Origin of the sequence: Nocardia wallacei (genome assembly GCF_029868745.1) — a bacterium.
GTDB classification, from domain to species: domain Bacteria; phylum Actinomycetota; class Actinomycetes; order Mycobacteriales; family Mycobacteriaceae; genus Nocardia; species Nocardia wallacei_B.
The window spans coordinates 25,808-48,763 of the sequence record NZ_JARWOP010000137.1 but is presented as its reverse complement, the minus strand read 5'-3'; the positions used below and the strand labels follow the sequence as shown (position 1 = coordinate 48,763).

The 22,956-nt window shown below is 70.4% G+C and carries 22 protein-coding genes and 1 pseudogene; 14 read left to right on the top strand and 9 right to left on the bottom strand.

Going from position 1 to position 22,956, the window contains the following annotated elements:
• Positions 1–16 precede the first annotated feature (16 nt).
• Positions 17–412 carry an RNA-binding S4 domain-containing protein gene (locus QH470_RS11340; protein WP_280272265.1) on the top strand — a complete coding sequence of 132 codons (396 nt, stop codon included), beginning with the start codon at positions 17–19 and terminating at the stop codon, positions 410–412.
• Between the two features lie 74 nt (positions 413–486).
• Here the strand turns inward: QH470_RS11340 and QH470_RS11335 are convergent, their stop codons facing one another.
• On the bottom strand, positions 487–3,204 hold the full coding sequence (locus QH470_RS11335; protein WP_280272264.1) for an SDR family NAD(P)-dependent oxidoreductase: 2,718 nt from the start codon (positions 3,202–3,204) through the stop codon (positions 487–489).
• Between the two features lie 503 nt (positions 3,205–3,707).
• On the opposite strand from QH470_RS11335, the gene QH470_RS11330 reads away from it, so the two are divergent.
• A complete protein-coding gene (locus QH470_RS11330) occupies positions 3,708–4,673 on the top strand; it encodes an MBL fold metallo-hydrolase (protein ID WP_280272263.1) in 966 nt (321 codons plus the stop codon).
• 13 nt (positions 4,674–4,686) lie between these two features.
• Here the strand turns inward: QH470_RS11330 and QH470_RS11325 are convergent, their stop codons facing one another.
• Positions 4,687–5,658, bottom strand: coding sequence for an NAD(P)H-dependent flavin oxidoreductase (locus QH470_RS11325; protein WP_280272262.1), 972 nt, complete (start codon positions 5,656–5,658; stop codon positions 4,687–4,689).
• Positions 5,659–5,955: 297 nt separating this feature from the next.
• Between QH470_RS11325 and fadD5 the strand changes: the two genes are divergently transcribed.
• On the top strand, positions 5,956–7,527 hold the full coding sequence (gene fadD5, locus QH470_RS11320; protein ID WP_280272261.1) for a fatty-acid--CoA ligase FadD5: 1,572 nt from the start codon (positions 5,956–5,958) through the stop codon (positions 7,525–7,527).
• 45 nt (positions 7,528–7,572) lie between these two features.
• Positions 7,573–8,199: a cysteine hydrolase family protein gene (locus QH470_RS11315; protein WP_280272260.1), complete on the top strand. Its 627-nt coding sequence runs from the start codon at positions 7,573–7,575 to the stop codon at positions 8,197–8,199.
• On the opposite strand, the gene QH470_RS11310 is transcribed toward QH470_RS11315, so the two are convergent.
• The 3 genes from QH470_RS11310 to QH470_RS11300 form a co-directional block, all read right to left on the bottom strand.
• Positions 8,196–10,568: a lysylphosphatidylglycerol synthase transmembrane domain-containing protein gene (locus QH470_RS11310; protein ID WP_280272259.1), complete on the bottom strand. Its 2,373-nt coding sequence runs from the start codon at positions 10,566–10,568 to the stop codon at positions 8,196–8,198. The two genes, QH470_RS11315 and QH470_RS11310, sit on opposite strands and share 4 nt — an antisense overlap.
• A gap of 149 nt (positions 10,569–10,717) precedes the next feature.
• Positions 10,718–11,494, bottom strand: a complete 777-nt coding sequence (locus QH470_RS11305; RefSeq protein ID WP_280272258.1) for an SDR family NAD(P)-dependent oxidoreductase — start codon at positions 11,492–11,494, stop codon at positions 10,718–10,720.
• Positions 11,481–12,251, bottom strand: coding sequence for a 2OG-Fe(II) oxygenase (locus tag QH470_RS11300; RefSeq protein ID WP_280272257.1), 771 nt, complete (start codon positions 12,249–12,251; stop codon positions 11,481–11,483). Before QH470_RS11300 ends, QH470_RS11305 begins: the two co-directional genes overlap by 14 nt.
• Positions 12,252–12,357: 106 nt before the next feature.
• On the opposite strand from QH470_RS11300, the gene QH470_RS11295 reads away from it, so the two are divergent.
• Both QH470_RS11295 and QH470_RS11290 read left to right on the top strand, forming a co-directional pair.
• Positions 12,358–12,984, top strand: a complete 627-nt coding sequence (locus QH470_RS11295) for a DUF459 domain-containing protein (protein ID WP_280272256.1) — start codon at positions 12,358–12,360, stop codon at positions 12,982–12,984.
• 20 nt (positions 12,985–13,004) lie between these two features.
• A complete protein-coding gene (locus QH470_RS11290; protein ID WP_280272255.1) occupies positions 13,005–13,910 on the top strand; it encodes a LysR family transcriptional regulator in 906 nt (301 codons plus the stop codon).
• Between the two features lie 12 nt (positions 13,911–13,922).
• On the opposite strand, the gene QH470_RS11285 is transcribed toward QH470_RS11290, so the two are convergent.
• The gene (locus QH470_RS11285; RefSeq protein ID WP_280272254.1) at positions 13,923–15,464 is read right to left on the bottom strand and encodes a phytoene desaturase family protein; all 1,542 of its coding nucleotides are present in this window, start codon (positions 15,462–15,464) and stop codon (positions 13,923–13,925) included.
• Between the two features lie 37 nt (positions 15,465–15,501).
• On the bottom strand, positions 15,502–16,134 hold the full coding sequence (locus tag QH470_RS11280; protein ID WP_280272253.1) for a class I SAM-dependent methyltransferase: 633 nt from the start codon (positions 16,132–16,134) through the stop codon (positions 15,502–15,504).
• A gap of 187 nt (positions 16,135–16,321) precedes the next feature.
• On the opposite strand from QH470_RS11280, the gene QH470_RS11275 reads away from it, so the two are divergent.
• Genes QH470_RS11275 through QH470_RS11265 form a run of 3 tightly spaced genes read left to right on the top strand, consistent with a single transcriptional unit; the run spans position 16,322 to position 17,824 of the window.
• Positions 16,322–16,636: a hypothetical protein gene (locus QH470_RS11275; RefSeq protein ID WP_280272252.1), complete on the top strand. Its 315-nt coding sequence runs from the start codon at positions 16,322–16,324 to the stop codon at positions 16,634–16,636.
• Complete coding sequence (locus QH470_RS11270) at positions 16,633–17,250, top strand: carboxymuconolactone decarboxylase family protein (RefSeq protein ID WP_280272251.1); 618 nt, start codon at positions 16,633–16,635, stop codon at positions 17,248–17,250. Before QH470_RS11275 ends, QH470_RS11270 begins: the two co-directional genes overlap by 4 nt.
• 34 nt (positions 17,251–17,284) lie before the next feature.
• Positions 17,285–17,824, top strand: coding sequence for an NUDIX domain-containing protein (locus QH470_RS11265; RefSeq protein WP_425302652.1), 540 nt, complete (start codon positions 17,285–17,287; stop codon positions 17,822–17,824).
• 36 nt (positions 17,825–17,860) lie between these two features.
• Here QH470_RS11265 and QH470_RS11260 read toward each other — a convergent pair whose 3' ends face one another.
• On the bottom strand, positions 17,861–18,922 hold the full coding sequence (locus tag QH470_RS11260; protein WP_280272249.1) for a DUF2332 domain-containing protein: 1,062 nt from the start codon (positions 18,920–18,922) through the stop codon (positions 17,861–17,863).
• An 85-nt stretch (positions 18,923–19,007) separates the two neighbouring features.
• Here QH470_RS11260 and QH470_RS11255 point away from each other — a divergent pair, with 85 nt between their 5' ends.
• The 3 genes and pseudogenes from QH470_RS11255 to QH470_RS38215 all read left to right on the top strand — a co-directional run bounded on the left by QH470_RS11255 (position 19,008) and on the right by QH470_RS38215 (position 21,115).
• Positions 19,008–19,637 carry a VOC family protein gene (locus QH470_RS11255; RefSeq protein ID WP_280272248.1) on the top strand — a complete coding sequence of 210 codons (630 nt, stop codon included), beginning with the start codon at positions 19,008–19,010 and terminating at the stop codon, positions 19,635–19,637.
• 20 nt (positions 19,638–19,657) lie between these two features.
• The gene (locus QH470_RS11250) at positions 19,658–19,957 is read left to right on the top strand and encodes a helix-turn-helix domain-containing protein (RefSeq protein WP_280272247.1); all 300 of its coding nucleotides are present in this window, start codon (positions 19,658–19,660) and stop codon (positions 19,955–19,957) included.
• A gap of 127 nt (positions 19,958–20,084) precedes the next feature.
• A pseudogene (locus QH470_RS38215) lies at positions 20,085–21,115 on the top strand (alpha/beta hydrolase).
• Here QH470_RS38215 and QH470_RS11235 read toward each other — a convergent pair.
• Complete coding sequence (locus tag QH470_RS11235) at positions 21,087–21,503, bottom strand: hypothetical protein (protein ID WP_280272245.1); 417 nt, start codon at positions 21,501–21,503, stop codon at positions 21,087–21,089. The pseudogene QH470_RS38215 and the gene QH470_RS11235 sit on opposite strands and share 29 nt — an antisense overlap.
• A gap of 29 nt (positions 21,504–21,532) precedes the next feature.
• Between QH470_RS11235 and QH470_RS11230 the strand changes: the two genes are divergently transcribed.
• Together QH470_RS11230 and QH470_RS11225 are read left to right on the top strand one after the other, a co-directional pair.
• The gene (locus tag QH470_RS11230) at positions 21,533–21,802 is read left to right on the top strand and encodes a hypothetical protein (protein ID WP_280272244.1); all 270 of its coding nucleotides are present in this window, start codon (positions 21,533–21,535) and stop codon (positions 21,800–21,802) included.
• A gap of 98 nt (positions 21,803–21,900) precedes the next feature.
• Positions 21,901–22,914 carry an alpha/beta fold hydrolase gene (locus QH470_RS11225; protein ID WP_280272243.1) on the top strand — a complete coding sequence of 338 codons (1,014 nt, stop codon included), beginning with the start codon at positions 21,901–21,903 and terminating at the stop codon, positions 22,912–22,914.
• Positions 22,915–22,956 lie beyond the last annotated feature (42 nt).

Genomic DNA, 22,956 nt, shown 5'->3' with positions numbered 1-22,956 from the left:
GTAACCTTCTGAACGTATGCGCGGAGAGACGGATCAGACACTCGGCACCGCCCGGATCGATTCCTGGGTGTGGGCGGTGCGCTTGTTCAAAACTCGATCGGCGGCCGCGACGGCCTGCCGAGCAGGGCATGTCCGCGTCAACGGCGTCGCGGTCAAACCCGCTCACCAGATCAAGCCCGGCGACGAAGTCCGCGTGCGAGTGCACGGCGTAGAACGCATCGTCGTCGTGGAACGCGTCATCGCCAAGCGCGTGGGTGCGGCCATCGCCGCCCAATGCCTGATCGACAAGTCCCCACCGCCGCCCGCGCCGGAAGTCCTCGCCACCATGCCCCGCCGCGATCGCGGCTCCGGCCGCCCCACCAAACGCGAACGGCGTGAAACGGACCGCCTACTCGGCCGCGATCCGGACTGATCGGGTTCGCTGTGCGCATGTCGCCTTGCCGATAATTCCGCGATACTCACGGCATTCCTTACGGTCGGCCCCGGTCAAGGCGAATCGCGATGGCGCGCAGGGCGAATGTTCTCCGCGAGGGCCGCGCTCAGCGAGGCGACCGGCGGGCGGCCGGGCAGGGTGGTGAGGTCGTCCGCCACGCTGCGGGGTCGGACGTGGGCCGGGCGTTGGGGGATCGCGTCACGCAGTCTGGTTGCCATCGGTGAGGTATCGCCGGTCGGGGTGTAGTCCAGCGCCAGCAGGGTCGGCGTGCGATGGGCGAGTGCGACGGACAACACGGCGGTGCCGCGCGCCACGTCGAACGGCGTCACACCGGCCCGGCGCCAGCGCGCGTCGGTCGTGGGAGTGACCGGGCCGGAAATCCAATGGCCCCAGCCGATGCTGCGCACCCGGTCGTCGACGCGGTTGCGCGCCAGCGCGTCCAGGGCGGCGTGCGCGGCGGCGTCGGCGGCCTGCCCCGGCGCGCCGAGCGCACCGGTGGCCGAGGAGGACAGCAGTACGAAATCGATCGGATCGGCCGCCGTGAGATCGATCAGATGGCGGGCCGCACCGGCTCTGGGTTCGAACAGCTCCGCCAGCAGAGCCGGTGTCACAGTGGCGAATTCGGCGTCGCGCCGGACACCGGCCGCGTGCACCGCGCCCCGGATGGTGGATCCGCACGCCCGGATGTCGAACAGCGCGTTGGCCAGATCGGCGCGATCGGTCACGTCGCAGCGGACCACGACGATCCGGTCGTCCAGACCTTCGAGGAGCTGCGGCAGCGGGCGCGGCGTGCGGGTCAGCACCACCAGGTCGCGGGCGCCGGCGTCGAGCAGCCAGCGCGCGGCCACCGAACCGAGCGCGCCGAGACCACCGGTCACCACATAGGTGCCCTCGGGCCGCACGCCGATCGGCGCGGGAGCACCGGGCGCGGTCCGGAAACGCCGCGCGGTGACCGTATGCTCGAAGACCCTGACCTCCTGCGGCCCAGCGGGTTCCAGCACGAGATCCGCCACCGGCGCGGGGTCGTCGTCGGAGGTCCAGATCAGCCGGGTCGGTATCCGCGACTCCAATTGCAGGGACCGGACCAGACCGGCGATCGCGTGCTGTGTCAGCGATGCTCGATCGGTCAGCACCACCGTCAAGGTCGCGACCGCCGCGCTGTCCTGCAGTCGTTGCAGTACATCGAGCGCCCCGGCGACGCCCGTGGTCACCGGCCCCGGCAGTTCCGGCGTCGACCACACCAGCGCCACCGCCGTCGGCACCGCGTGATCGGCCAGCATCGACGCGACGATCGGCCCGGCGTCCACCGGATCACGCGTGATCCGCAGCGCCGGAATGCGGCGACTCAAGTGCTCCTCGAGTCCCGCCGCCGCCGCGGACTCGCCCACCACGAGTCCCTGATAGAACGGCGGATCCGCCGGGACGCCCCGACCCGACCGCTCGACCGGCACCCAGCACTCCTCGTTGAGAATCGATGCCGCCCACTCCGTAGCTGTCGCCACCGTGGGGTCGTACACGGCCACCCCGCGCAGAGCCTCCGTCTTATCGGCCGAATGTCTTGGCATTTCGGCACTCTCGCCCGCCGCTGGTCCCGTGAGGGTGGAGCGAGCGTCGACCGGCCGGATACCCTCCGAGCCCGAGGCGGACGACGCTCCCGCCGTGCGTGCATCGTCGTCCCGTGAGTCGGTGGCGCGCGAGTCGGCCGAACGAATGTCGGTTCGGCCATCGTCGGCTCGGGTGTCGGCACTCCGAATGCGTGGCTCGGTGGTCTGGGAATCGGCCGGAGGAATGTCGGTCGTGATGCGCGCGGGTGCGGTCAGCCGACCGCCCGCGTACAGCCGGGCCACTGCCTCCAGGAAGGACTCGGCCTCGTTGTCGCCGACCACGAGGGGGTATGTCGAGTCGGCGAAGGCCGGGTTGTCGCGGACGGCGGAGGTGAGTGTCGGGTCGGGAGCTATCTCCACCACTGTCGACAGGCCGTTCGCGGCGGCCGCTGCCAACGCCGCGTCCAATTCCACCGCGCCCGAGGCGTTCTCGGCCCAGTACTCGGCGGTGAGGTCGGCGTCGGTGCTGACGCGCCCGCGGCGCACGGTCGAGTAGAAGGGCACGCGGGGTGTGCGCGCCAGCACCCCGTCGAGCCGAGAGGCGAACTCCGGCAGCGCATCCTGGTCGGTGCGGACATGTGTCAGCGGGTCGACGGTGCTGAGCCGGGCGGACAGTCCGCGCCGCCGGGCGCGGCGCACCAGCGTCTCGACGTAGCGCGGCACTCCGGTCACCACCACCGAACGAGGGCCGTTCACCGTCGCGATCGAGATCGCCGACCGCATCGGCTCCACCAGCCGCCGCACATCCTCGGCCGCCGCCTCCACCACGGCCGCCGCCCCCGGGTCCGCCAGCCGCGCCAGGGTGTGCCCGCGGGTGGTGACGACACGCGCGCCGTCGGCCGGTGTCAGCGCACCGCTGACCACCGCGGCCGCGACCTCCCCCGCCCCGTGCCCCACCACCGCGTCGGCACGAATTCCCCACGCCCGCACCAGCTCCGCGAGCGCGAGCTGATAGACGTACAGCGCCGGTTGCACCGCATCGGCCGTCTCCAAACTCTTAGCGAACCCGTGCCGCGGCGTCCACACGCGCCGCCCACCGGCCCGCACCACGGCTTCCGTCGCGGCATCCACCGTCCGCGCGAACACCGGATACCGCGCCGCCAGCGCCCGCCCCATCCGACCGTGCTCCCCACCCGGCCCGGAGAACAGAAACAACACCCCACTCATCGCCCCACCCCGGCAACCGTCCGGCCCAGCGCACCGCAATTCGCCCCGCATACCTCATCCGACACCACCGGGCAGCCGCCTCGCAGCGGCCGCCGCCATGACAGCGCACCGATCCAGCGCTGAAGACCGCTGCACGGCAAAGCCTGACGCCGCACTTCCCGCCGGTCACCGTCCGGCCGTTGCTCGGCGAATGTGGCAGTGCGGCACCGCGGTACGTGGCGTGTGCGGGGTTGTTGCCGGGGCCTTGCGGAGGTGGGTGGGGGAGGGGCGGTGGGTGCTGGCGCGTTCCGGCCCGCTGCGGCGGGTGCGGTGGACGGGCTGGGCGGGGGCTCCGTCATGGCGTCGCGTAAGGCTCGATCGTCTTGCTGTGACCCATCTGGGTGCTCCCTCCCGCATCCGGTGGAGATCACCGGCCGTCAGGTGTCCCCCGGCGATTATGCCGAGAACTTGCCCTGCGGAGAAGAGGCTTCCGGGGCGTCGCGCCGATCGAATAACGTGGCGCTGTGGACCAACCGACCATCCAGCCGGACCTCGCCGCCGGGCGACCCGCCACCGCACACGCCTTGGCCGACTGCTGTTCCGCGTTGTTCGCGACCCCGCGTCGCCTGTTGCGGCCGCGCCGCCCGGACCCCGTGTTCCTCGCGAGTCTGACGGCGGCCGAGCTGCCGCCGGCCCGCGCGAAGGTCGCGCTGACCGCACTGGTGCAGGCCCGCACCTCGGCGCCCGCCGCCGTCGTCGCGGAGGGGCTACGCACGCTGCGCTCGCTGCCGATGGCGATGGGCGCCTTCCTGATCGAGCACCCGCGGGCCCGGTTCCTGGTGGACCCGGCGATCTGCGCGGCCGTGCACAAGCGCGTACTGCCCGGTATGCCGTTCCCGGTCGGCCTGTTGGTCTCGCCCGAGAAACCGGTGCTCGGCCTCGCCGACGCGCTGGCGGGTCGCGACCTTTCCGGCGACGACATCGATTTCGCGCTGGCGACGCACCTGCACTGGGACCACATCTCCGGCCTGCTCGACATGCCGGAGTCGCTCGAATTGCGCGTTCCCGCAATGGAATACGAATGGGCGATGAACGGTGACACCGCGCCCTACGGCGTGGTCCGCGCGCCCCTGCGGGACCGCCGGATCGGCAATATCGAACTCGACGGTCCGCCCGTGCTCACCTTCACCCGCAGCCACGACCTGTTCGGCGACGGCGCGGTGATCCTGGTCGACCTGCCCGGCCACACCCCCGGCAGCATCGGCGTACTGCTCGCGGTCGACGACGGCACCCGCGTCCTGCTGGTCGGCGACGCCATCTGGAACACCGTGCAGATCGAGCTGATTCGAGAGAAGGCGCCCATGTCGGGCAGGCTTTTCGACGCCGACCGCGACAAGACCTTCGAAACCGTCCAGCGCCTGCACGCGCTACCCGCCGGCATCGAGGTCATCGCCAGCCACGACTACAACGCGGTACTCGCCCGCGCGTAGGGGCGTGGTCCGCTCACCCCACGAAAGACGCGAGCCGATCGTTGATCAGCCCCTCCGCCTCCGCGACCATGCGGGAGATCAACTCCGCGCAGGTGGGGATGTCGTCGATGAGCCCCTGTACCTGCCCCGCGGACCAGATCCCGGCGTCGAGATCGCCCTCCTCGAATACCCGTCGGCCGCGGGCGCCGGCGACCAGGTCGCGAACGTCTTCGAATGTGCCGCCGGCCGCTTCGATCTCGACGACCTTGCGGCTGATCTCGTTGTCGGCCACGCGGGCGGTGTTGTGCATGGTGCGGAAGATGAGCTGGGTGTCGCGCTCGCTGTGGGCGACGATCCGCTCCTTCACCTTCTGGTGCACCGCCGACTCCTGCGTGCACAGGAACCGGGTGCCCATGTTGACCCCGTCGGCACCCAGCGCCAGCGCCGCCACCAGCCCGCGGGCATCGGCGATGCCGCCCGAGGCGATGATCGGGATCTCCAGGGCCTTGGCGGCGGCGGGGATCAGGATCAGGCCCGGCACATCGTCCTCACCCGGATGTCCGGCGCATTCGAAGCCGTCGATGGACACGCCGTCCACGCCGATCTTCTGCGCCTTGAGCGCGTGCCGGACGCTGGTGCACTTGTGCAGCACCTTGACCCCGGCCTCCTTGTAGTACGGCAGGAAGGGCTCGGGATTGCTGCCCGCGGTCTCGACGATCTTCACCCCCGATTCGACGATCGCCCGGACGTACTCCTCGTACGGCGGCGGGTTGATCGACGGCAGGATCGTCACGTTCACGCCGAACGGCTTGTCGGTGAGTTCGCGGGCGCGTGCGATCTCGTTGCGCAGATCGTCGGGGGTGGGCTGGGTGAGCGCGGTGATGAAGCCGAGGCCACCGGCGTTCGCGACGGCCGCCACCAGTTCGGCCCGGCCGACCCACATCATGCCGCCCTGCACGATCGGATGCTCGATGCCGAATTCCTCGGTGAACCTGGTCCGCAACATCGGTTGTCCTCCCTGCTGTCCGCCCGCGGGCACACGCGCTCGCGGTTGGGCTCGATGGTGGCACGGGTACGATGCCGAGTTCAACCTCGATGTAAGTCGCAGTTTGCTAATCGCCTGACAGGCGTCGATGCTCTGCCAGCCGCATAGGTCGTCCGCATCTCCAGATATTTGCCCTCTGAACTGGAGTATGATCAGGTGAGAAACACGCTGCCGATTCCTCTCTGTAACCCTTGTCACGGTGAAAAGTTAGTTGGTATTCTCGCAAATGTTCAGCCGACGGCCTGAGAGGACTACAGCATGACCACCGGTGCCCAATCGCTCGACGAGCCGATCCGGTCGCGGCGCAACCACTGGAACAACCAGCTGGCCACGCACGCGTTGATGCGCCCGGACGGCGTCGCGATCCGGTTCCGGGGGCAGGACACCACCTGGAAGCAGCTGCACGAGCGTTCGCTGAAGTTCGCCGATGCGCTGGCCCGCCGAGGGGTCGGGTTCGGCGATCGCGTCCTGATCCTCGCGCTCAACTACCCCGAATACCTGGAGGCGGTGTTCGGGATCAACGCGCTCGGCGCGATCGCCGTGCCGGTCAACTTCCGGCTGACCCCGCCCGAGGTGGCCTACATCGTCGCCGACTCGGGGGCGAAGGCGGTCGTCACCGATGCCGTGCTGCAGCCACTGGCCACCGGTGTGATGGCGCAGTCCCCGGCGCTCGAGACCTGTGTCGTGATCGGCGGGCAGAGCGCCGAGGGTGTGCTCGGCTACGACGACGCGCTGGCGGAGCAGGGCGAACCCCATGCGCCGCTGGACATTCCGGAGGACACGCCCTGCCTGATCATGTACACCTCGGGCACCACCGGCAGCCCGAAGGGCGCGATCCTGTCGCACGCCAACCTGACCGCGCAGGCGCTGACCTGTATCCGGGCCATGGATCTCACCCCGGAGTCGGTCGGCTTCTGCACCTCGCCGCTGTTCCACATCGCCGGATTGGGCAGTCTCGCACCGGCTTTCCAGCTCGGCAGCAAGACCGTGCTGCATCCGCTGGGCGCGTTCGACCCGACCCAGTTCCTCGACGCCGTCGAGGCCGAGCAGGCCACCACCGCGTTCTGCGTACCCGCGCAGTGGCAGCTGATCTGCGAGGAGCCCACGGTCAAGCAGCGCAAGACGGCGCTGAAGATGCTCAGCTGGGGTGCGGCGCCCGCGTCGGACACGGTGCTGCGGGCGATGGCCGAGTGCTTCCCCGACGCCCAGAACGTCGCGGTGTTCGGCCAGACCGAGATGTCACCGATCACGTGCGTGCTGGAGGGCCGCGACGCGCTGCGCAAGCTGGGTTCGGTGGGCCGCCCCATCCCGACCATCCAGGCCCGCATCGTCGACGACGAGATGAACGACGTCGCACCCGGCGATATCGGCGAGATCGTCTATCGCGGACCGACTCTCATGCAGGGCTACTGGAACAAGCCCGAGGCCACCGCGGAGGCGTTCGCCGGCGGCTGGTTCCACTCGGGCGACCTGGTCCGCACCGACGACGAGGGCTTCGTCTACGTGGTGGACCGCAAGAAGGACATGATCATCTCCGGCGGTGAGAACATCTACTGCGCCGAGGTGGAGAACGTCCTGTTCGCGCACCCGAAGATTCACGAGGCCGCCGTCGTCGGCCGCGCGCACGAGAAGTGGGGCGAGGTGCCGGTCGCCGTTGTCGCCCTGGCGAACCCGGACGACACGCTCACTCTCGACGAGCTGACACCGTTCCTCAACGAGAACCTGGCCCGCTACAAGCACCCCAAGGACCTGGTGCTCGTCCCGGAGCTGCCGCGCAATGCCAGCGGCAAGGTCGTCAAGGTGCAACTGCGCAAAGAGTATTCGTCCTGACGGCTCCGCCGCCGCGGGCGATGTAGTTGGGGCAGTATGGGATTCATGCCCCTCGACAGCGCCCGCACCGCGGTACTCGCCCTGCACTGGCAGGTCAATGTCATCGAGTCCGAAGGATTCTTCGGGCCGATGCTGGCCGAACCCGTCGCCACCAGCGGAGTCGTGCACCACGCGACCGTGTTTCACACCGCCGCGCAACAGGCCGGACTACCGGTCGTGTTCACCAGGTTCACCATTCCCGTCGGTGAGGGCGGGCTGGTGCGCAATACCGGGTTCATGCGGTCGGTGGCCGCGGCGCAGACCGCGTTCCGGCCGGAAGCGCCGGGGGCGCAGGTCATTCCGGCGATGGCCGACCAGGCCGAGCGCGGCGCGGTGTTCGACAACCAGAAGCTGTCCGGCCTGGCCGGCAGCGCGCTGCCGGACTGGCTGGCCGCCCGCGGCCTGGACACGCTGCTGGTCACCGGTGTCGCAACGAATCTCACCGTCGAGCAGACCGCCCGGCACGGCACCGACCTCGGTTTCACGGTGCATCCGATCGCGGACTGCGTCACCGCCGCCACACCGGAGGCCCACGAGGCGGCACTGGCGAACCTGGGGCTCACCACCGCCGGCTGCCTCTCCGCGGAGCAAGCGCTGGACGAACTCGGCGTCCCCGCCGACCGCCGCCGCTAGATCAGCTGATTCGCGGTGAGCCAGCGCATGATCGGCCATCCGCAGAACAGCGGCAGCCAGCAGGTCAGCACCCGGTAGAGCAGCACCGCGGGCACCGCGATCGACAGGTCGATTCCGAACGCGCCGAGGAAACCGATCAGCGCGGCCTCCACGGCGCCGACCCCGCCGGGCGTCGGCGCCGCGGACGCCAGCGTCCCGCCGATCATGGTCACCACGGTCACGGTGACGAAAGTGGCGCTGCCATCGAACGCCTCGATGCTGGCCCACAGCGCCCCGGCCGCGCCGAGCGTGATGGCGGCGCACCCGCCGACGATCATCGCCAGGCGGGTCGGGCTGTGCGCGAGGGCGCGCAACTCGGTGACGACCTCCGCGAGCTGCGGCCGGACCTCGGTGCGCAGCCAGCGCCGCACCGTCGGCACGAACATGGCGATACCCACCAGCCCCAGCAGCGCGCCCGCCACCAGGTACAGCGTGGTGGCGCTGGGGACGTAGTGCCCCAGATTCGCCGAAACCCCCGCTGCCACACTGAAGAACAGCAGCAGCACGACGTGCGTGATCACCTGTACCGACTGCTGCAACGCCACGGCCGCGGTGGCGCGCACCGCGCCCAGCCCGTTCCGTTGCAGGAACCGCACGTTCAGCGCGAGACCACCGACGCCGGCGGGTGTCGTGGTGGCGGCGAAGGTGTTGGCCACCTGCGCGAGCAGCAGTTTCGGAAAGTTCACCGACTCCGACGTGCAACCCCACAGCGCCATGGCGGCCCCGATATAGGTGCCTACCGAGACCGTCAGCCCGAGCAGCGCCCACCACCAGTTCGCCGTGCGCAGTTCGGTGACGAACGTGGGCACCTGGCTGATGAAGGGGTAGGCGACGTAGACCAGGGCGATCAGCAACACCAGCTGGATGAACTGCCCCCGCGAGAACCGCGTGATCCGCGCGGCCTCGATGCGGTCCTCGCCGGTCTGCTGCTGCACCTGTTCGCGGGTCTGCTTCATGAGGCGTCCGGGATCGGGCACCGACTTGCGCACGTGCGCGGGCAGCGCCGACTTCGTCAGCCGCCGTGAGGCATTGAGCACGGCGTCCGCGCCGAGCACGTGAATCGCGGTGCGCACCGCGAGTTCGGTGCCGAACAGGGCGCTGGTCGAGAGCAGCAGTTGCGCCACGTCGGAGGAGAAGCGCGGCTCGTAGGAACCGAATTCGGCGGACATGAACCCGCCGAACAGCACCCGGCCCTCGACCACCCGGATCTCCTCGGCGCGCAGGTCGCCGTGCGAGATCTGGGCGCGGTGCATGTTCTGCAGCGCGTACCAGACATTGGTGAGCACGGCCTCGCTGTCGGTGGCCGACAGCGTGGTTCCGCGCGGCACCGTGTGCGCGTACAGCGTCCAGCCGCGTTCCAGGGCGGCGACGGTGAGCGGCTTGTTGCTCGCCAGGCCCAGATCACCGATCGCGATGCCCATCAGCGCCCGGTGCTCGACCGCGCGCCGCAGCGAGGCGAAGGCCGGTGTCCGCTCGCCCGCCCGGAAGGTCAGCCAGCGGCGCAGCTGCCGCAGCATGCCCCAGCTGCGCTGGTTCTGGCCGTAGATCTCCACGACGAGCCGATGCTGCGGTCCGGTCTCGGCCGACAGTTGCAGCGGCCCCGGCCCGGCCGGACGCAGCACGGTGAAGCCGGTGACGGTGTAACCGCGCTTGGCCAGCACCCGCACCGCCGAGTCCAACGGCACCTCCAGCGCGGGCGTGCCCACCAGCAGCACGATCACCGCGCCGACGCACCAGCCGACCGCGAGGCCGAACATCGCCCGCGACGGCACGACCAGACTGACGAACAGATGCAGCGGTACGAAACCCAGCAGCAGCGCCCACCACGAGCGCCGCCACGACACCGGCAGCCACGGGCTCGCCACCGTCAGCATGGCGGTGAGCATGGCGATCCAGCGCGGGTCGTCGAGGAACTGCGACAGGAACGTGTCCAGCTGTTCGGGCACGACCAGATGCCACTGCGGCGCCGAGATCCCGGTGCCGGTGATCGACAGCAGCACCACCGTGATCAGCCCGGCGGCGAGATAGCCGAACAGCAGCGTCCACTGCCACCGGAAGATCAGCCGCACCAGGATCGCGAACGGCAGCGCGACGATCGCCACGCCGTACAGCAGGTAGACCAGGTTCGACTGCTCGGGCGTCAGGAAGCCGACGATGTCGGACAGCGAGCGCTCCAGCGCCTCCCAGCGCGGCCGGGTGATCAGCGAGCCGGCGATGACGAGCGCCACCAGCAGCGCCGACAGCACCACGCGCAGAATATCGCTGGTGCGCCGGATCCGCGGTTGCAGCAGGCTGCCGGAGACGGGGATCTCCCGCCCGTCGACTCGCATGTCGTATCGGAACTTTCGGATCGAGGGAGCGGCGGTCCCGGGGTCGGCTCGGGTGTGAGTATGCAGGAGCGTTGCCGGGCGCCCGGTGCCAACACGCCGTCGGCCGGGTGCGTCCGGGGCAGCGCGCCGGTCGTCGTCGCCTTCCCCGTTCACCCCGGTCGCTCGGCCACCGTGCGGGCGTGCTGTCCGGTCGCCGCGTCCGGCACGCCCACGCTGTAGACCCCGCCGGTCATGTCGCCCGCGTCGAGTTCGGCGACGGCCGCGGCCACCTGCTCGGTCGGCACCAGCGCCGGGAAGGAGTTGGGCGCGATCGCGTTCGCCCGCACCCCGAACTCGGCGAACTCGGCGGCGAGGTGCCGGGTCAGCTGATCCAGCGCCGCCTTCGACGCCGCGTACACGGCCTGCCCGCCCGGGTACACGCGGGAACCCGAGATGCTCGACACGTTGACTATGTTGCGGTTGCGCGCGCGGTTGTCCGCGTCACTGTGCAGCCAGCAGCGCTGCGCCAGCCTAGCCGACAACCGCAGCGGCACACCGACATTCAGCGCGAAGTGCGGATCGAACTGGTCCAGCGCGGCGTCGCCGTCGACGATGCCGCGGGGCTGCATCCGGGCGTGCCCGGCGTTGTTGACCAGCAGGTCCACCGCGCCGAACTTCGCCAGCGCCAGGTCCACCACCCGCTCCACCTCGCCGTCGCGGGTCAGGTCGGCGCGCACCACGAAGACGCGGGAGTCGTTGTCCGGCAGCGGTTTCGACGGCTCCAGCGGGTCGATGAACCACTCCTCCTGCGACGGCGCCGCCGGTGTCCGGGTGCGGCAGACCGCGACGACGTCGTAACGGGTGTGGAAGGCGCGGCAGAAGGCGTCGCCCAGCACCCCGCCGGCTCCGGTCAGCAGGCACACCCGGCGGTTGTCACCACTCGGCAATGCGGTCTCCTCCCCAGCGGCGCGCCGCCTCGTCCCTGGGCCGGTGCAGCCACATCACCACGCTGTTGCGGGCGGCGGTGTTGGCGCCCAGGAAGGTGTGCCAGGACCGCGGCGTGCACTCGAACACCACCATCGAATTGTCGAGCGGGGGCACGGCGAGGGTGGCTCGCGGATCCGCCGCGCCGATATCGGCGAACAGTCCGGTCTCGCCGCCGTCGCCGGGCCGCCACTGCGGATTGTTCAGATAGAACAGCACCGCGACCGCGCGCACCAGCTCCCGGGCCGGCGTCCCCGGCGGCCGGGCGCCGGTGCGCAGATCGATCGAGCTGTCGGGCAGGCCGACCGCGGTCGGTCCGGGCGGCGTGCCCGGAAACCAGGCGGGCGCCAGATCGTGATGCGGCCGGCCGGGCGGGCCGTCCGGTGCGTGGTGGTGCAGCGAACCCTCCACGTCGCCGCTGGCCCGCACGCCCGCGACCCGCTCGATCACGTCGTGCCACGCCCGGGACAGGAAGACCTCCAGGGGGCCGTTGCGCACGGCGGCCAGGCTCAGCCCGGTCGCGTTGTAGTCGTCGGCGACCGGCGTGAACCGGCCCGGCTCCCGGTGCACCCGCTCGAATTCCTCGGCCAGCCGCCGGTAGAACACCTCGGTGAAGACATCACGGACATAGACGTGCGGGAACGGACGGGTCCGGCGGATCCAGCGGCGATGCGCCAGTAGATCGATGAACCACCGCGGTAGCGGCGCCTCCGTTGCCATACGTACTCCCTCCCGGACAAACCACCGCGATCTTATTGCGTGCGCGTCGTGCGTGGATTCCGGCCTTTGTCCCGACAACCGGTGCGCGGCGTGAAACCATCACACGGTGGTTCGAGATGTCCGTATCTGCTTCGTGGGTGACTCGCTGGTGGCCGGCCTCGGGGACCGCCAGTGCCTGGGTTGGGCGGGCCGTCTCGCGGCGCGTGCGGCCGGCGCCGGTCAGCCGCTGACCTACTACAACCTCGGTGTGCGGCGGGAGAGTTCCGCGGATATCGCGGAGCGCTGGGAGGCGGAATGCGCGCGCCGATTACCGGCGGGCGTCGACGGCCGGGTCGTGTTCTCCTTCGGAGTCAACGACACCCTGCTGCTCGACGGCCGGTCACCGCTGCCGACGGAGCAATCGGTGGCCCACCTGACCGGCATGCTGCGCGGCGCCCGCGCGCACGGCTGGCCGACGCTGGTCGTCGCGCCGCCGCCGGTGGACGACGACGAACACAACGACCGCACCGGGCAATTGGATGCCGCGTTGTCGGAAGCCTGTGACGGCGAAGGCGTTTCGTACGTCCGCGTGCATCAGGCGTTGCGCAACAGCGGAACCTGGATGCGCGAGGTCTCCGCCGGCGACGGCTACCACCCCAGCGCCGCCGGTTACGAGGAGTTCGCCGCCCTGATCGTCCCCCACTGGCTGCTGTGGCTCTCCGAACCCGGCGCGGGACTACCCGTCGTCCGGTGAGATAGACCACGATCGATGCCATGGACATCGACACCCGTCTGCTGCGGTACTTCGCCGTTGTGGCCGAGGAGGGTCATCTGACTCGTGCGGCGCGGCGGCTCTACGTGTCGCAACCGGCGTTGACCAAGCAGATCAGGCAGTTGGAAACCAGGCTCGGCGTCGAACTGTTCGAGCGCTCGCACACCGGGATGACGCTGACCGAGGCGGGACGCGTGCTGGCCGAACGGATTCCGGGGCTGCTGGCCGACTGGGACGCGATACTGCGGGCGGCCAAAGGTGGCGCCGCGCGGGCCGCCCGGGTGCTGCGGGTCGGGTTCATCGCCAGCGCGGCGAACGAGCACACCGCCGGGATCGTCGCCGAATTCCGGCGGCGCAATCCGGACTGGCAGGTGGATATGCGGCAGTTCGGCTGGATCGAGCCGAGCGCGGGACTGGCGACCGGCGACGTGGATGTCGCACTGGTGTGGCTGCCGTTCCCCGACCAGGATTCCTACCGGCTGCGGGAGCTGTTCACCGAACCGCGCTGGATCGCGCTGCCCACCGGCCACCGCCTGGCCGACCGCCCGGAGATCGCGTTCGAGCACCTGTGGGAGGAGCCGTTCGTCGCGGCGCCACCGGAAAGCGGTGCCTGGCGCGATTTCTGGATCGGCGCCGACTCGCGGCCGCCGGAGACCGTGGTCGTCGGTGCGCTCGCGCACAACACCGACGAGTGGCTCACCGCGATCGGCAACGGCTTCGGAATCAGCTTCACCCCGGCCTCCTCGGCGCGCTACTACCCCCGGCCGGGCGTGGAGTACCGGCCGGTGACGGGCATCGGCCCGATGGTCGTCGGCGTCGCATGGCCCGCGGTCGCCGACTCGAACCCCTTGGTACACAGCTTCGTCGACTGCTGCGCTGCCGCCACCCACGCCGACGGCCCCCGCTGACCCGGCACCGCGCTAGCTTTCCAATACCGCCATGGCGGCATTGTGCCCGCCGATCCCGCTGACTCCGCCGCCGCGCACGGCGCCCGCGCCGCACAGGAGCACGTTGCGGTGACCCGTGGCCACACCCCAGCGCGCCGCTGGGTCCGTGGCGTCGTCGGCGCGGAACGGGAAGTCCAGGTCGCGGTGGAAGATGTGGCCGCCGGGCAGGCCGATCTCGCGTTCCAGGTCCAGCGGGCTCTTCGCTTCGAGGCAGGGGCGGCCCTGCGCGTCCACCGCGAGGCAGTCCCGGATCGGTTCGGCCAGTACGGAATCCAGCTGTGCCAGGGTGGCGGTCACCAGTCGCCGCTTGGTCTCGTCCGGGTCGTCGAGGAAAAGGCTTGCGGGAGTGTGCACACCGAACAGCGTCAGGGTGTGCGCGCCCTGTGCCGCCAACTCGGGGGCGAGGATCGAGGGGTCGGTGAGGGTGTGGCAGTAGATCTCGGCGGGCGGCGCGGAGGGCAACCGGCCGCTCTCGGCCTCGAGGTAGGCCCGATCCAATTGCCCGTATCCCTCGGCGATGTGAAAGGTTCCGGCGAATGCCTCGGCGGGGTCGACCGAATCCCGCAGCCGCGGCAGCCGCCGGAGCAGCATGTTGATCTTGAGTTGAGATCCCTCCGGCCGCTCCGGCACGGGTTCGCCGAGCAGGCGCGCCAGCTCCCGCGGCGCGGCGTTCACCAAGACGTGCCGCGCCCCGACCGCGCCGCCGTCGAAGCGGACTTCCGCTGTGTCACCGTCGGTTTCGACGGCCGTGACCGCGCGGCCCGTGCACAGTTCGGCGCCCGCGGCCCGAGCGGACGCGGCCAGCGCGTCGGTCAGTGCGCCCATCCCGCCGATCGGCACGTCCCAGTCGCCGGTCCCGCCGCCGATCACGTGGTACAGGAAGCAGCGGTTCTGGCGCAGCGTGGGGTCGTGGGCGTGGGTGAAGGTGCCGATCAGCGCGTCGGTGAGGACGACGCCGCGCACCGTGTCGTCGGCGAACGCGGCCTCGATCGTCTCGCCCAGGGGACGCTCGAAGATCGCCTCCCAGGTGGCGGCGTCGTCGACCAGTCGTTGCAGTTCCGCGCGGGTCGGCAGCGGGCGGGTCAACGTCGGGAACACCCGTTGCGCGAGCCGTCCGGTCCGGCCGTAGAACTCCTGCCAAGCCCGGAAGTCCGCTTCGGAACCGGTGATTCGCAGAAAGCTCGACCGCGTGCGGTACTCGTCGGCGGTATCGATCAGCAGCCCCGTATCGCCCACCGGCGTATACGACGAGATCCGCCGCCGGCGCGTCTCGAACCGCAGGCCCAGCTCCCGGATCAGCTGCCGCGGGAGCAGGCTCACCAGATACGAGTACCGCGACAGCCGCGCGTCCACGCCGTCGAACACCCGCTCGGACACGGCCGCGCCGCCGATGTGGTCCTGCTGTTCGAGCACCAGCACCGAACGTCCGGCGCGGGCCAGGTAGGCCGCCGCGACCAGCCCGTTGTGGCCGCCACCGGCGACGACGACGTCGTAGGAGGCACGTGTGGGCTGCATCTGCCCTGGATATCACGGCGGCCGCGGGCCGTGGCGATCAACTCGCCGACGACTTCTCCGCCAGCAGGTACGCCGGCGGATGCGCTTCGTCGTCCGGCTCCCGCACCAGCCGGGCCACGGTCCGGAACCCGCCCTCGCCCAGCAGTTCCTCGATCCGGTCCGGCGGCCACAGGTAGCTCGGCGCGACCTTGTGGTCGTGGGTCCGCACGTCGTCCCCCTCGGTGGTCTGGAACGCCAGCGCCACCTGCCCGCCGGGAGCCAGCACGCGGCGGAACTCGGCGACGATGATCGGCACCCGGACCGGCGGCGTGTGAATGACGCTGTACCACGACACGATTCCGGCCAGCGCGGCGTCGGGCACCGCCAGGTTCTCCATCGAACCGACCACGTAGCGCAGGTCCGGGCGGGCGGCGCGGGCCAGGCGGATCATCTCCGGGGACAGATCGATACCGAACACGTCGAGCCCGAGCGCGGCCAGGTGTGTGGTGATCCGGCCCGGTCCGCAGCCGAGATCGGCGACGGCGCCGGTACCCACCCGCTCCGCGAATACGCCCAGCATCGCCCGGTCGAACGGGCTGGCGGCGAGCGCGTGCTCGAACATCGAGTGGTACAGCTCGGCCACCTCGTCGTAGCCGCGGCGGGTCCGCCGCACATCTTCCGGTTCCGTCACCGCCGGAAGTCTACGAATCCGGCCGGGCGGTGTCTCATAGCCGTCATCGACCGGCCGGGTCGCTCGAACCGCCGGACCGCTCGCGGCCTGCGCTATTACGGTGTTATCGGACCATTGTGACCGTTCACCGAAAGATGTTCCGCCGGAACGCGGTTCGCGGTGTTTGTCCGTGTTGCATCATGGGCGCATGGCTTCACGCGCAGAGCACTGGGACAGCTTCGTCGAGCACCTGCGAGCGGCTCCCGCTGCCCTGCCCGCCGTGACCCGCAGATCGATATTCCGGGCGGCCGCCGGGGACGAGTCGGCGACGGTCCCGGCCGATCTCGAGCGTTTCGTGGACACCGTGGCCCGGCACGCCTACCGCGTCACCGACAAGCAGGTCGCGGCGCTGACCGAGCACCGGTCCGAGGACGAGGTGTTCGAGGCCACCGTGGTCGCCGCCGTCGGGGCCGCCGATCGCCGGCTCCGCGCCGCCCTGCGCGCGATGGGCGGCGCGGCATGAGGCTCGATGTGGTGGACCGCGGCCACGACCGGCCGGGCCGGTGGACCCTGCGCGTCATGCGCGTTCTCGGCCGCACCGAGGTGCCCGACGTGATCAAGGTGCTGCTGTACCGGCACCGCTATTTCAGCACTCCCTACAGCGATTATCTCCAGGATCTGATGCGCGGCCCCTCGGCGTGGAGTATCGGCGAACGGGAACTGTTCGCCACGTTCACCTCCGCGCGCAACCAGTGCGAGTTCTGCCGCGCCTGCCACCAGGTCGTCGCCGAGAGCTACCAGGATCGCGAGCTGGTGGTCCGGGCGCTGGAGCGGCCCGCGGAGTCCGGTCAGCGCATCGAAGTCGTTGTGGTGCTGGACTTTCTGGCCAAGCTGGCCGACGCGCCCGACGAGGTGTCCCCGGTCGATGTGGCGCGGGTGCGCATCGCGGGCGTCACCGACGAGGCGCTCACGGAGGCGGTGCGCATCAGCGTCGCGTTCCACGCCATCAACCGCATCATGGACGCCATGGGCGGCGTGCCGCCGGAGGGGCGTGGGCTGGCCATGACGCGGTGGTTCCTGCGGCGGATGGGATACGCCACGCCACCGACGGTCAAGTACCTGTCCAAGGCGCACTGATTCTCGAGCACCGCATAGGGGCGGGTGCGGCACAATCCGGGGTATGGAGACGCTCGGCTCGCAGACGGTTTACGCCAATCGCTGGATGGAAGTGCGTGAGGACACGATTCGCCGTTCCGACGGCTCCACCGGCATCTACGGTGTCGTCGATCGGCCCGATTTCGTGCTGGTGGTGCCGCGCGACGGCGAGCGCTTTCATCTGGTCGAGCAGTTCAGATATCCCGTGGGACGACGCTGCTGGGAATTTCCGGCGGGCACCCTGCCCGATCGCGCGGTCGGGGACCCGGACGATCTGGCGCACCGCGAACTGCGCGAGGAGACCGGCCTGCGCGCGGGTCGGCTGACCTTTCTCGGCCCCCTGAACGCGGCCCCGGCCACCCTCCGCCAGTGCGGCCGCGTCTACCTCGCCACCGACCTCACTGCGGGCGAACCCGAACGCGAGCCGGAGGAGCAGGACATGCGCTCGGCCTGGTTCGCCCGCGCCGACCTCGAACGAATGATTCGCTCCGGCGAGATCACCGACTCCGGAACCCTGGCCGCCTACTCGCTGCTGCTGTTGCACGAGCGGGCCTGAATTTCCCTGTGCGACAACAGGTCACCGGCGCGATGGTCACGCGGCGTCGAAGGTCGGGATTCCGTGCGGTTTGGCGCGGGCGAGTACGCGGGCCGGGCCCGTGCCGATCCGGACGGTGAGCGGAAAACCGCTGCCGCTCCGCGCCACCGGCTCGAAGGCGATGTGCGCGAACGCCGCATCCGGCCCGGACGTGGCGGCCAGCCGGTCGAGTTCCGCGGTGACCTTCGCCCACTCGTCCGCCGGAACATATTGCCGCATAACCGAATGCCACACGACGGTGAGCGTGCCCGGCATCGGTTCGATACCGCCCAGGAACTCCGCCGCGCCCACGGCCTCGACCTCGGCCGGAACCCGTTGCGCCACCAGCAGTGCGCCGTTCAACCGGGCCGCGCGCTCGGGCTGGTCCGGCCAGACGTAGGACCGTAGCGACAGTGCGTCGGTGGGGGAGAGCGGGTTCAGTGGCGTCGGGTCGCAGCCGCGTCGCTCGATCACCTCGAGGCGTGGATAGCGGCGCACCGCCTCGGCCAGCCACCCGGGCACCGGGCCGTCCCACGCACCATCCAGTACCACCGGCGAATCCATCGGACCCCAGCCGAAATCGCCACTGTGCCAGCGGAAGTGGTCGGCCCGCAGATTGAGTCCCGCGCTGCTGCCCAACTCCAGCAGCCGCACCGGCAGCGGCGTCGCGGCGACGGCGGCCAGCAGTCCGGCCAGCAGCGGCACCGCGCGCCCCACCTCGTTGGTCTGCGGCGGCCGCGACATCCAATCCCGGATCCACTCCGGATGGGCATCGACGGCCTCGCGGAAGGCTCGCCAGGCCCCGCCGTCCGCGGCGTCGAGGGCAGGCGCGGTGGCGCTCGGATAGTAGGCCGCGAGTTCGGGCGCCCGCCCGGTCAGCACAAGTCCGTGCACGGCTCCCAGGAACCGCAGCGGTGCGGCCGCGACCATCGGCATGTCCTCGTATCCCGAGAGCGCTCGAGCGCAGACGCCGCCGTCCGCGAGATCCGCCGCGATCTCGCTCAGCAACCGGGCGTACAACGGCGACCCGAGCTTGGCGCAGGCCTTCGCCTGTAGCTCGAACTGCGGTACGAGAGACATGTCTGCACTGTGCCACGCGCCGCCCCGCGCAGCCGATCAGGAATCGAGAAGCGCCGCCGGGTATGCGCCGCCTAACGTTGCAGACATGAACATCAGCACTGATCAGGCCGCTATCGAGGCCATCATCCTGGAATCGCCCGACCCCGCCGCCGCCACGGCCTTCTATACCGCCGCCTTCGGCCTCGGCGACACACTGCGCGTGCGCGCCTCCGAGGCGCCGACGTCCGGGTTCCGGGGTTTCGTCCTGTCGCTCGTGGTGTCGCAGCCGAGCACCGTCGACAGCTTCGTCGGCACGGCGACCGCGGCAGGCGCGACGGTGGTGAAGCCCGCCACGAAGAGCTTCTGGGGTTACGGCGCCGTCGTCCAGGCCCCGGACGGCACCCTCTGGAAGATCGCCACCTCCGCGAAGAAGGACACCGGCCCCGCGACCCGGGAGATCGACGAGTTCGTGCTGCTCCTCGGCGTCGAGAAGGTGAAGGCGACCAAGCAGTTCTACCTCGACAGCGGCCTGACCGTGGCGAAGAGCTTCGGCAGCAAGTACGTCGAGTTCGACACCAAGGGGTCCGCGGTCAAGCTGGCGCTCTACGGGCGTCGCGCCGCCGCCAAGGACGCGGGCGTCTCCGCCGAGGGCGCCGGTGCGCACCGTCTCGCCATCGCCGGCGGGCTCGGCTCCCTGGTCGACCCGGACGGTTTCGCGTGGGAGCCCGCCGCCTGATCGGCTCGTATCATGACGACATGCCCGTCGAGCCGGTACACGTCGCGGGAGCCGTGCTGGATATCGCGGTTCCCGCGCGATCGAACCGGATGGCGGGGATGACCCCCAAGCGCGCCGCCCAACTGATCCGCTTCGACCACGCGGCCCACCGCCTCGCCGGCGGCCACAGCCCCGCCACCGTCGCGGCGGAAGGCGGCTACACCGACCAATCCCACCTCTACCGAGAGGTCATGGCCTTCGCGGGGCTGACCCCCACGGCCATCGCCCACGCACCATGGCTCGAGGTCGACCCGGTCGCCTGGTCCGCCCCGCGCCCGTAGACCCGGCGCGCCGGGAACATTTCTCCAAGACGGCGGCCGGCGGGTCCGGCCATGCTGGCGGGCATGTGTGGAACTCGCGTGGGCGCGGCCCGTGTGCCGGTCGGCGCGGGGCGATCGAGGAGGACTCATGAACGACGCGACCGGTGACGGGCGGATGCCACGCGGCATCGTGTGGGTGTCTCGCCTGCAGAAGGACCCGGATTGGCTGAACATGACGGCCGAGGAACTGGTCACCTTCCGCGGGGCGGCGAACCGCAAGGCGGGATCGCGGCTGTTCCGGGTGGTCACCGGGCTGCCCGCACGCGGTGTCACGATCCGGTGGGAGGACGTGACGCTGCCCGATCGCGTACTCCGCATCCGCGTGTACCGGCCCAGGCGCGGCGGGCCGGGTGCGCTGCCGCTCGTGCTGCATGTGCACGGCGGCGGTTTCGTCGGCACGGCGGCCCAATGTGATTGGGCGAACAGCCATTTCGCCGCGCGTCTGCCCGCGGTCGTGGTGTCGGTCGAACACCGCCTGCTCGCGCCGGACGTCCCGCTGACAGCGGTCGTCGACGACGGCTGGGACGTGCTGCGGCACCTCGTGCGAAACGCCGCGGACTTCGGCATCGACCCGCCCGGATCGCGATCGCCGGTGAGAGCACCGGCGGGCTGGTCAGCGCGCTGGTGGCGGTGCGCGTCAAGGCCGCCGCCCTGCCCGTGCGGGCGCAGGTGCTGGTCAATCCCGCCACCGATCTGACCGACACGATGCTCGACTATCCCTCGTTCGAAAAGTACGGGAACAGCCCGACTTTGACGGTCGACAAGATGCGCCTGTTCCACCGCTTGGCCGTCCCGGCCGATTCCGACGCGCGGGCCGTGTCCCCGCTGTATGCCGACGACCTAGGCGGCCTGCCGCCCGCCCTCGTGGTCATCCCCACCCTCGACCCGATCGCCGACCAGGGCCGCCGCTACGCCGAACGGCTGCTGGAGTCGGGCACCCCCGCCCGCCGCACCGAATACCCTGGCGCCCCGCACGCCTTTCTCGCCCTCCCCGGCCTGGTGCCCCAGGCCAAGCCCGCCCGCGCGGAGATCCTCGCCTTCCTCCGAGAACACCTGACACACATTGCCTCTGCCACCACAGGGCCGCCGGTCAGCCGAGCTTCAGCAGCAGCTGGGTGAGTTCGGCCGGCATGGTGATCATGCAATCGTGCCCGGTCGGCAGTTCCCACACCACCGCCGGGGTGCCGTTGGGCTGGGTCGCGGGCACGGGACGGCGCTCCACGCCCGAACCGCCTGCGGTGCAATGGATGTGTGTGCGCGCGATGGCGTCGGCGGCGGGATTGTCCAGCCGCACCGGCTGCTGCAGGCAGCGCACCGGCTGATCGGACAGCATGGTGCGCAGCCAGGCGACATCTCCCGGCTCGGTGACACCGAAAAGCCCTGCGGGCGGCGGCAACTCGGGCATCGGCGGCACGCGCCAGCCGCTGCCGGAACGTAGCGCCCGATCGATCATCGCCTGGGTGACGGGCAGCACGTCGACGGCGGTTTCACCGTCCCGGGGAACCATGGCGTCGAGGTACACCAGATGCGCGATTCGTGATCACGAAGCAGGGGTTGGCCGCCGTACTCCAGTCCGACGACCCGTGTTTCGACCCGCTGCACTCCTACTTCCTCGATCGGCTCGTCCCGGTGTGCACCCGATTACTCACTGCCGCGGCCGAATCCGGCGAGATCGAGGCCGGACAGGACGCGTACGAATTCATGCGCGGCATCGGCGGCCTGTGCGCGGGCTCGGGCAACAACCCGCGCTACGACGCTCGCCGCCTCGTCGGGCTCCTCGTCGCGGGCCTGCGCCGCTCACGCTGACATCCGCGGCGGTCGGCGAGTTGCCGAAACCGCAAGATTGCGTGCCAAATTGCTGTGGGTCTGGCGAGACTCGAGCGCATCCGACAGAAGGAGCCTCGATGACCAGGCGACCACGCCCCCTACGATCCGCGCGCACTCCGGTCACCGTGCTGGTGGCCATTCTGGTGGCGATCGGCGCCGCGGCATGCGGCGCACCGGCTACGGAACGGGTCGCGCCCTACGCCGCCGCCACCCGGGCTGATCCGCAGTTCCAGAACACTTTTCGGCACGATTTCGCCGACGTCGACGGCGTGCGCATGCACTACGTGACCGGTGGCATCGGCAGCCCGGTGGTGCTGCTGCACGGCTGGCCGCAGACCTGGTACGGCTGGTGGCCGATCATGCCCGCGCTCGCCGAACACCACACCGTCTACGCGGTCGATCTGCCCGGCCTCGGCGACAGCACCGGTTCGCCGACCGGATACGACAAGGCCACGCTCGCCCGCTACGTGCACACGCTGATCGCCGAGCGGCTCGGTATTCGTGACGCGGCCGTCGTCGGGCACGATTTCGGTGCCGCGGTGGCATTCCAGTACGCCAGCCGGTTCCCTTCGGACACAACGCGTCTGGGCTACTTCGACCTGCCGCTGCCGGGGCCGGCCGTCGATGCGGCCACATACCGGAACATGAGCTGGCACATCGCCTTTCACTCGCAGCGCCGCGTGCCCGAGGCGGTAGTGGGCGACGACGTCCGCGACTACCTGGCACTGTTCTATCCACAGGTTTCCTTCGGCGGCACGGCATTCGGCGGAACGGCGGACCGATCCCCGTTCACGCCCGCCGAGATCGACGAGTACGCGCGCACATACAGCGCGCCGCAGGCCCTGGCGGGCGGGTTCGAGCTGTATCGCGCCCTCGACCGAGACGTCCGCGACACCGTGGCGGCGGCACCCACCCAGGTGCCCACCCTGCTCATGACCGCCCAGGGGCAACTCGACGCCGTCCGGGCCACCGTGGCCCCGCGCATCACCGCCATCGTGCGCGCGGTCGACGTCCCGCATGCCGGGCACTGGCTGGTCGAGGAGAACCCGCGGTTCGTCACCGACGAGCTGTTGCGGTTTCTCGGCGACTGATCGCCCGTTGCTTTATAAGTACGTACGGTCGTATGCTTTGCT

Excerpts from the sequence above, each read along its gene's own strand:
- QH470_RS11340 (WP_280272265.1), top strand. The coding sequence starts at position 17 with ATGCGCGGAGAGACGGATCAGACACTCGGCACCGCCCGGATCGATTCC.
- QH470_RS11335 (WP_280272264.1), bottom strand. The coding sequence starts at position 3,204 with ATGAGTGGGGTGTTGTTTCTGTTCTCCGGGCCGGGTGGGGAGCACGGT.
- QH470_RS11325 (WP_280272262.1), bottom strand. The coding sequence starts at position 5,658 with ATGTTGCGGACCAGGTTCACCGAGGAATTCGGCATCGAGCATCCGATC.
- fadD5 (WP_280272261.1), top strand. The coding sequence starts at position 5,956 with ATGACCACCGGTGCCCAATCGCTCGACGAGCCGATCCGGTCGCGGCGC.
- QH470_RS11315 (WP_280272260.1), top strand. The coding sequence starts at position 7,573 with ATGCCCCTCGACAGCGCCCGCACCGCGGTACTCGCCCTGCACTGGCAG.
- QH470_RS11310 (WP_280272259.1), bottom strand. The coding sequence starts at position 10,568 with ATGCGAGTCGACGGGCGGGAGATCCCCGTCTCCGGCAGCCTGCTGCAA.
- QH470_RS11300 (WP_280272257.1), bottom strand. The coding sequence starts at position 12,251 with ATGGCAACGGAGGCGCCGCTACCGCGGTGGTTCATCGATCTACTGGCG.
- QH470_RS11290 (WP_280272255.1), top strand. The coding sequence starts at position 13,005 with ATGGACATCGACACCCGTCTGCTGCGGTACTTCGCCGTTGTGGCCGAG.
- QH470_RS11285 (WP_280272254.1), bottom strand. The coding sequence starts at position 15,464 with ATGCAGCCCACACGTGCCTCCTACGACGTCGTCGTCGCCGGTGGCGGC.
- QH470_RS11275 (WP_280272252.1), top strand. The coding sequence starts at position 16,322 with ATGGCTTCACGCGCAGAGCACTGGGACAGCTTCGTCGAGCACCTGCGA.
- QH470_RS11270 (WP_280272251.1), top strand. The coding sequence starts at position 16,633 with ATGAGGCTCGATGTGGTGGACCGCGGCCACGACCGGCCGGGCCGGTGG.
- QH470_RS11260 (WP_280272249.1), bottom strand. The coding sequence starts at position 18,922 with ATGTCTCTCGTACCGCAGTTCGAGCTACAGGCGAAGGCCTGCGCCAAG.
- QH470_RS11255 (WP_280272248.1), top strand. The coding sequence starts at position 19,008 with ATGAACATCAGCACTGATCAGGCCGCTATCGAGGCCATCATCCTGGAA.
- QH470_RS11250 (WP_280272247.1), top strand. The coding sequence starts at position 19,658 with ATGCCCGTCGAGCCGGTACACGTCGCGGGAGCCGTGCTGGATATCGCG.
- QH470_RS11235 (WP_280272245.1), bottom strand. The coding sequence starts at position 21,503 with ATGGTTCCCCGGGACGGTGAAACCGCCGTCGACGTGCTGCCCGTCACC.
- QH470_RS11225 (WP_280272243.1), top strand. The coding sequence starts at position 21,901 with ATGACCAGGCGACCACGCCCCCTACGATCCGCGCGCACTCCGGTCACC.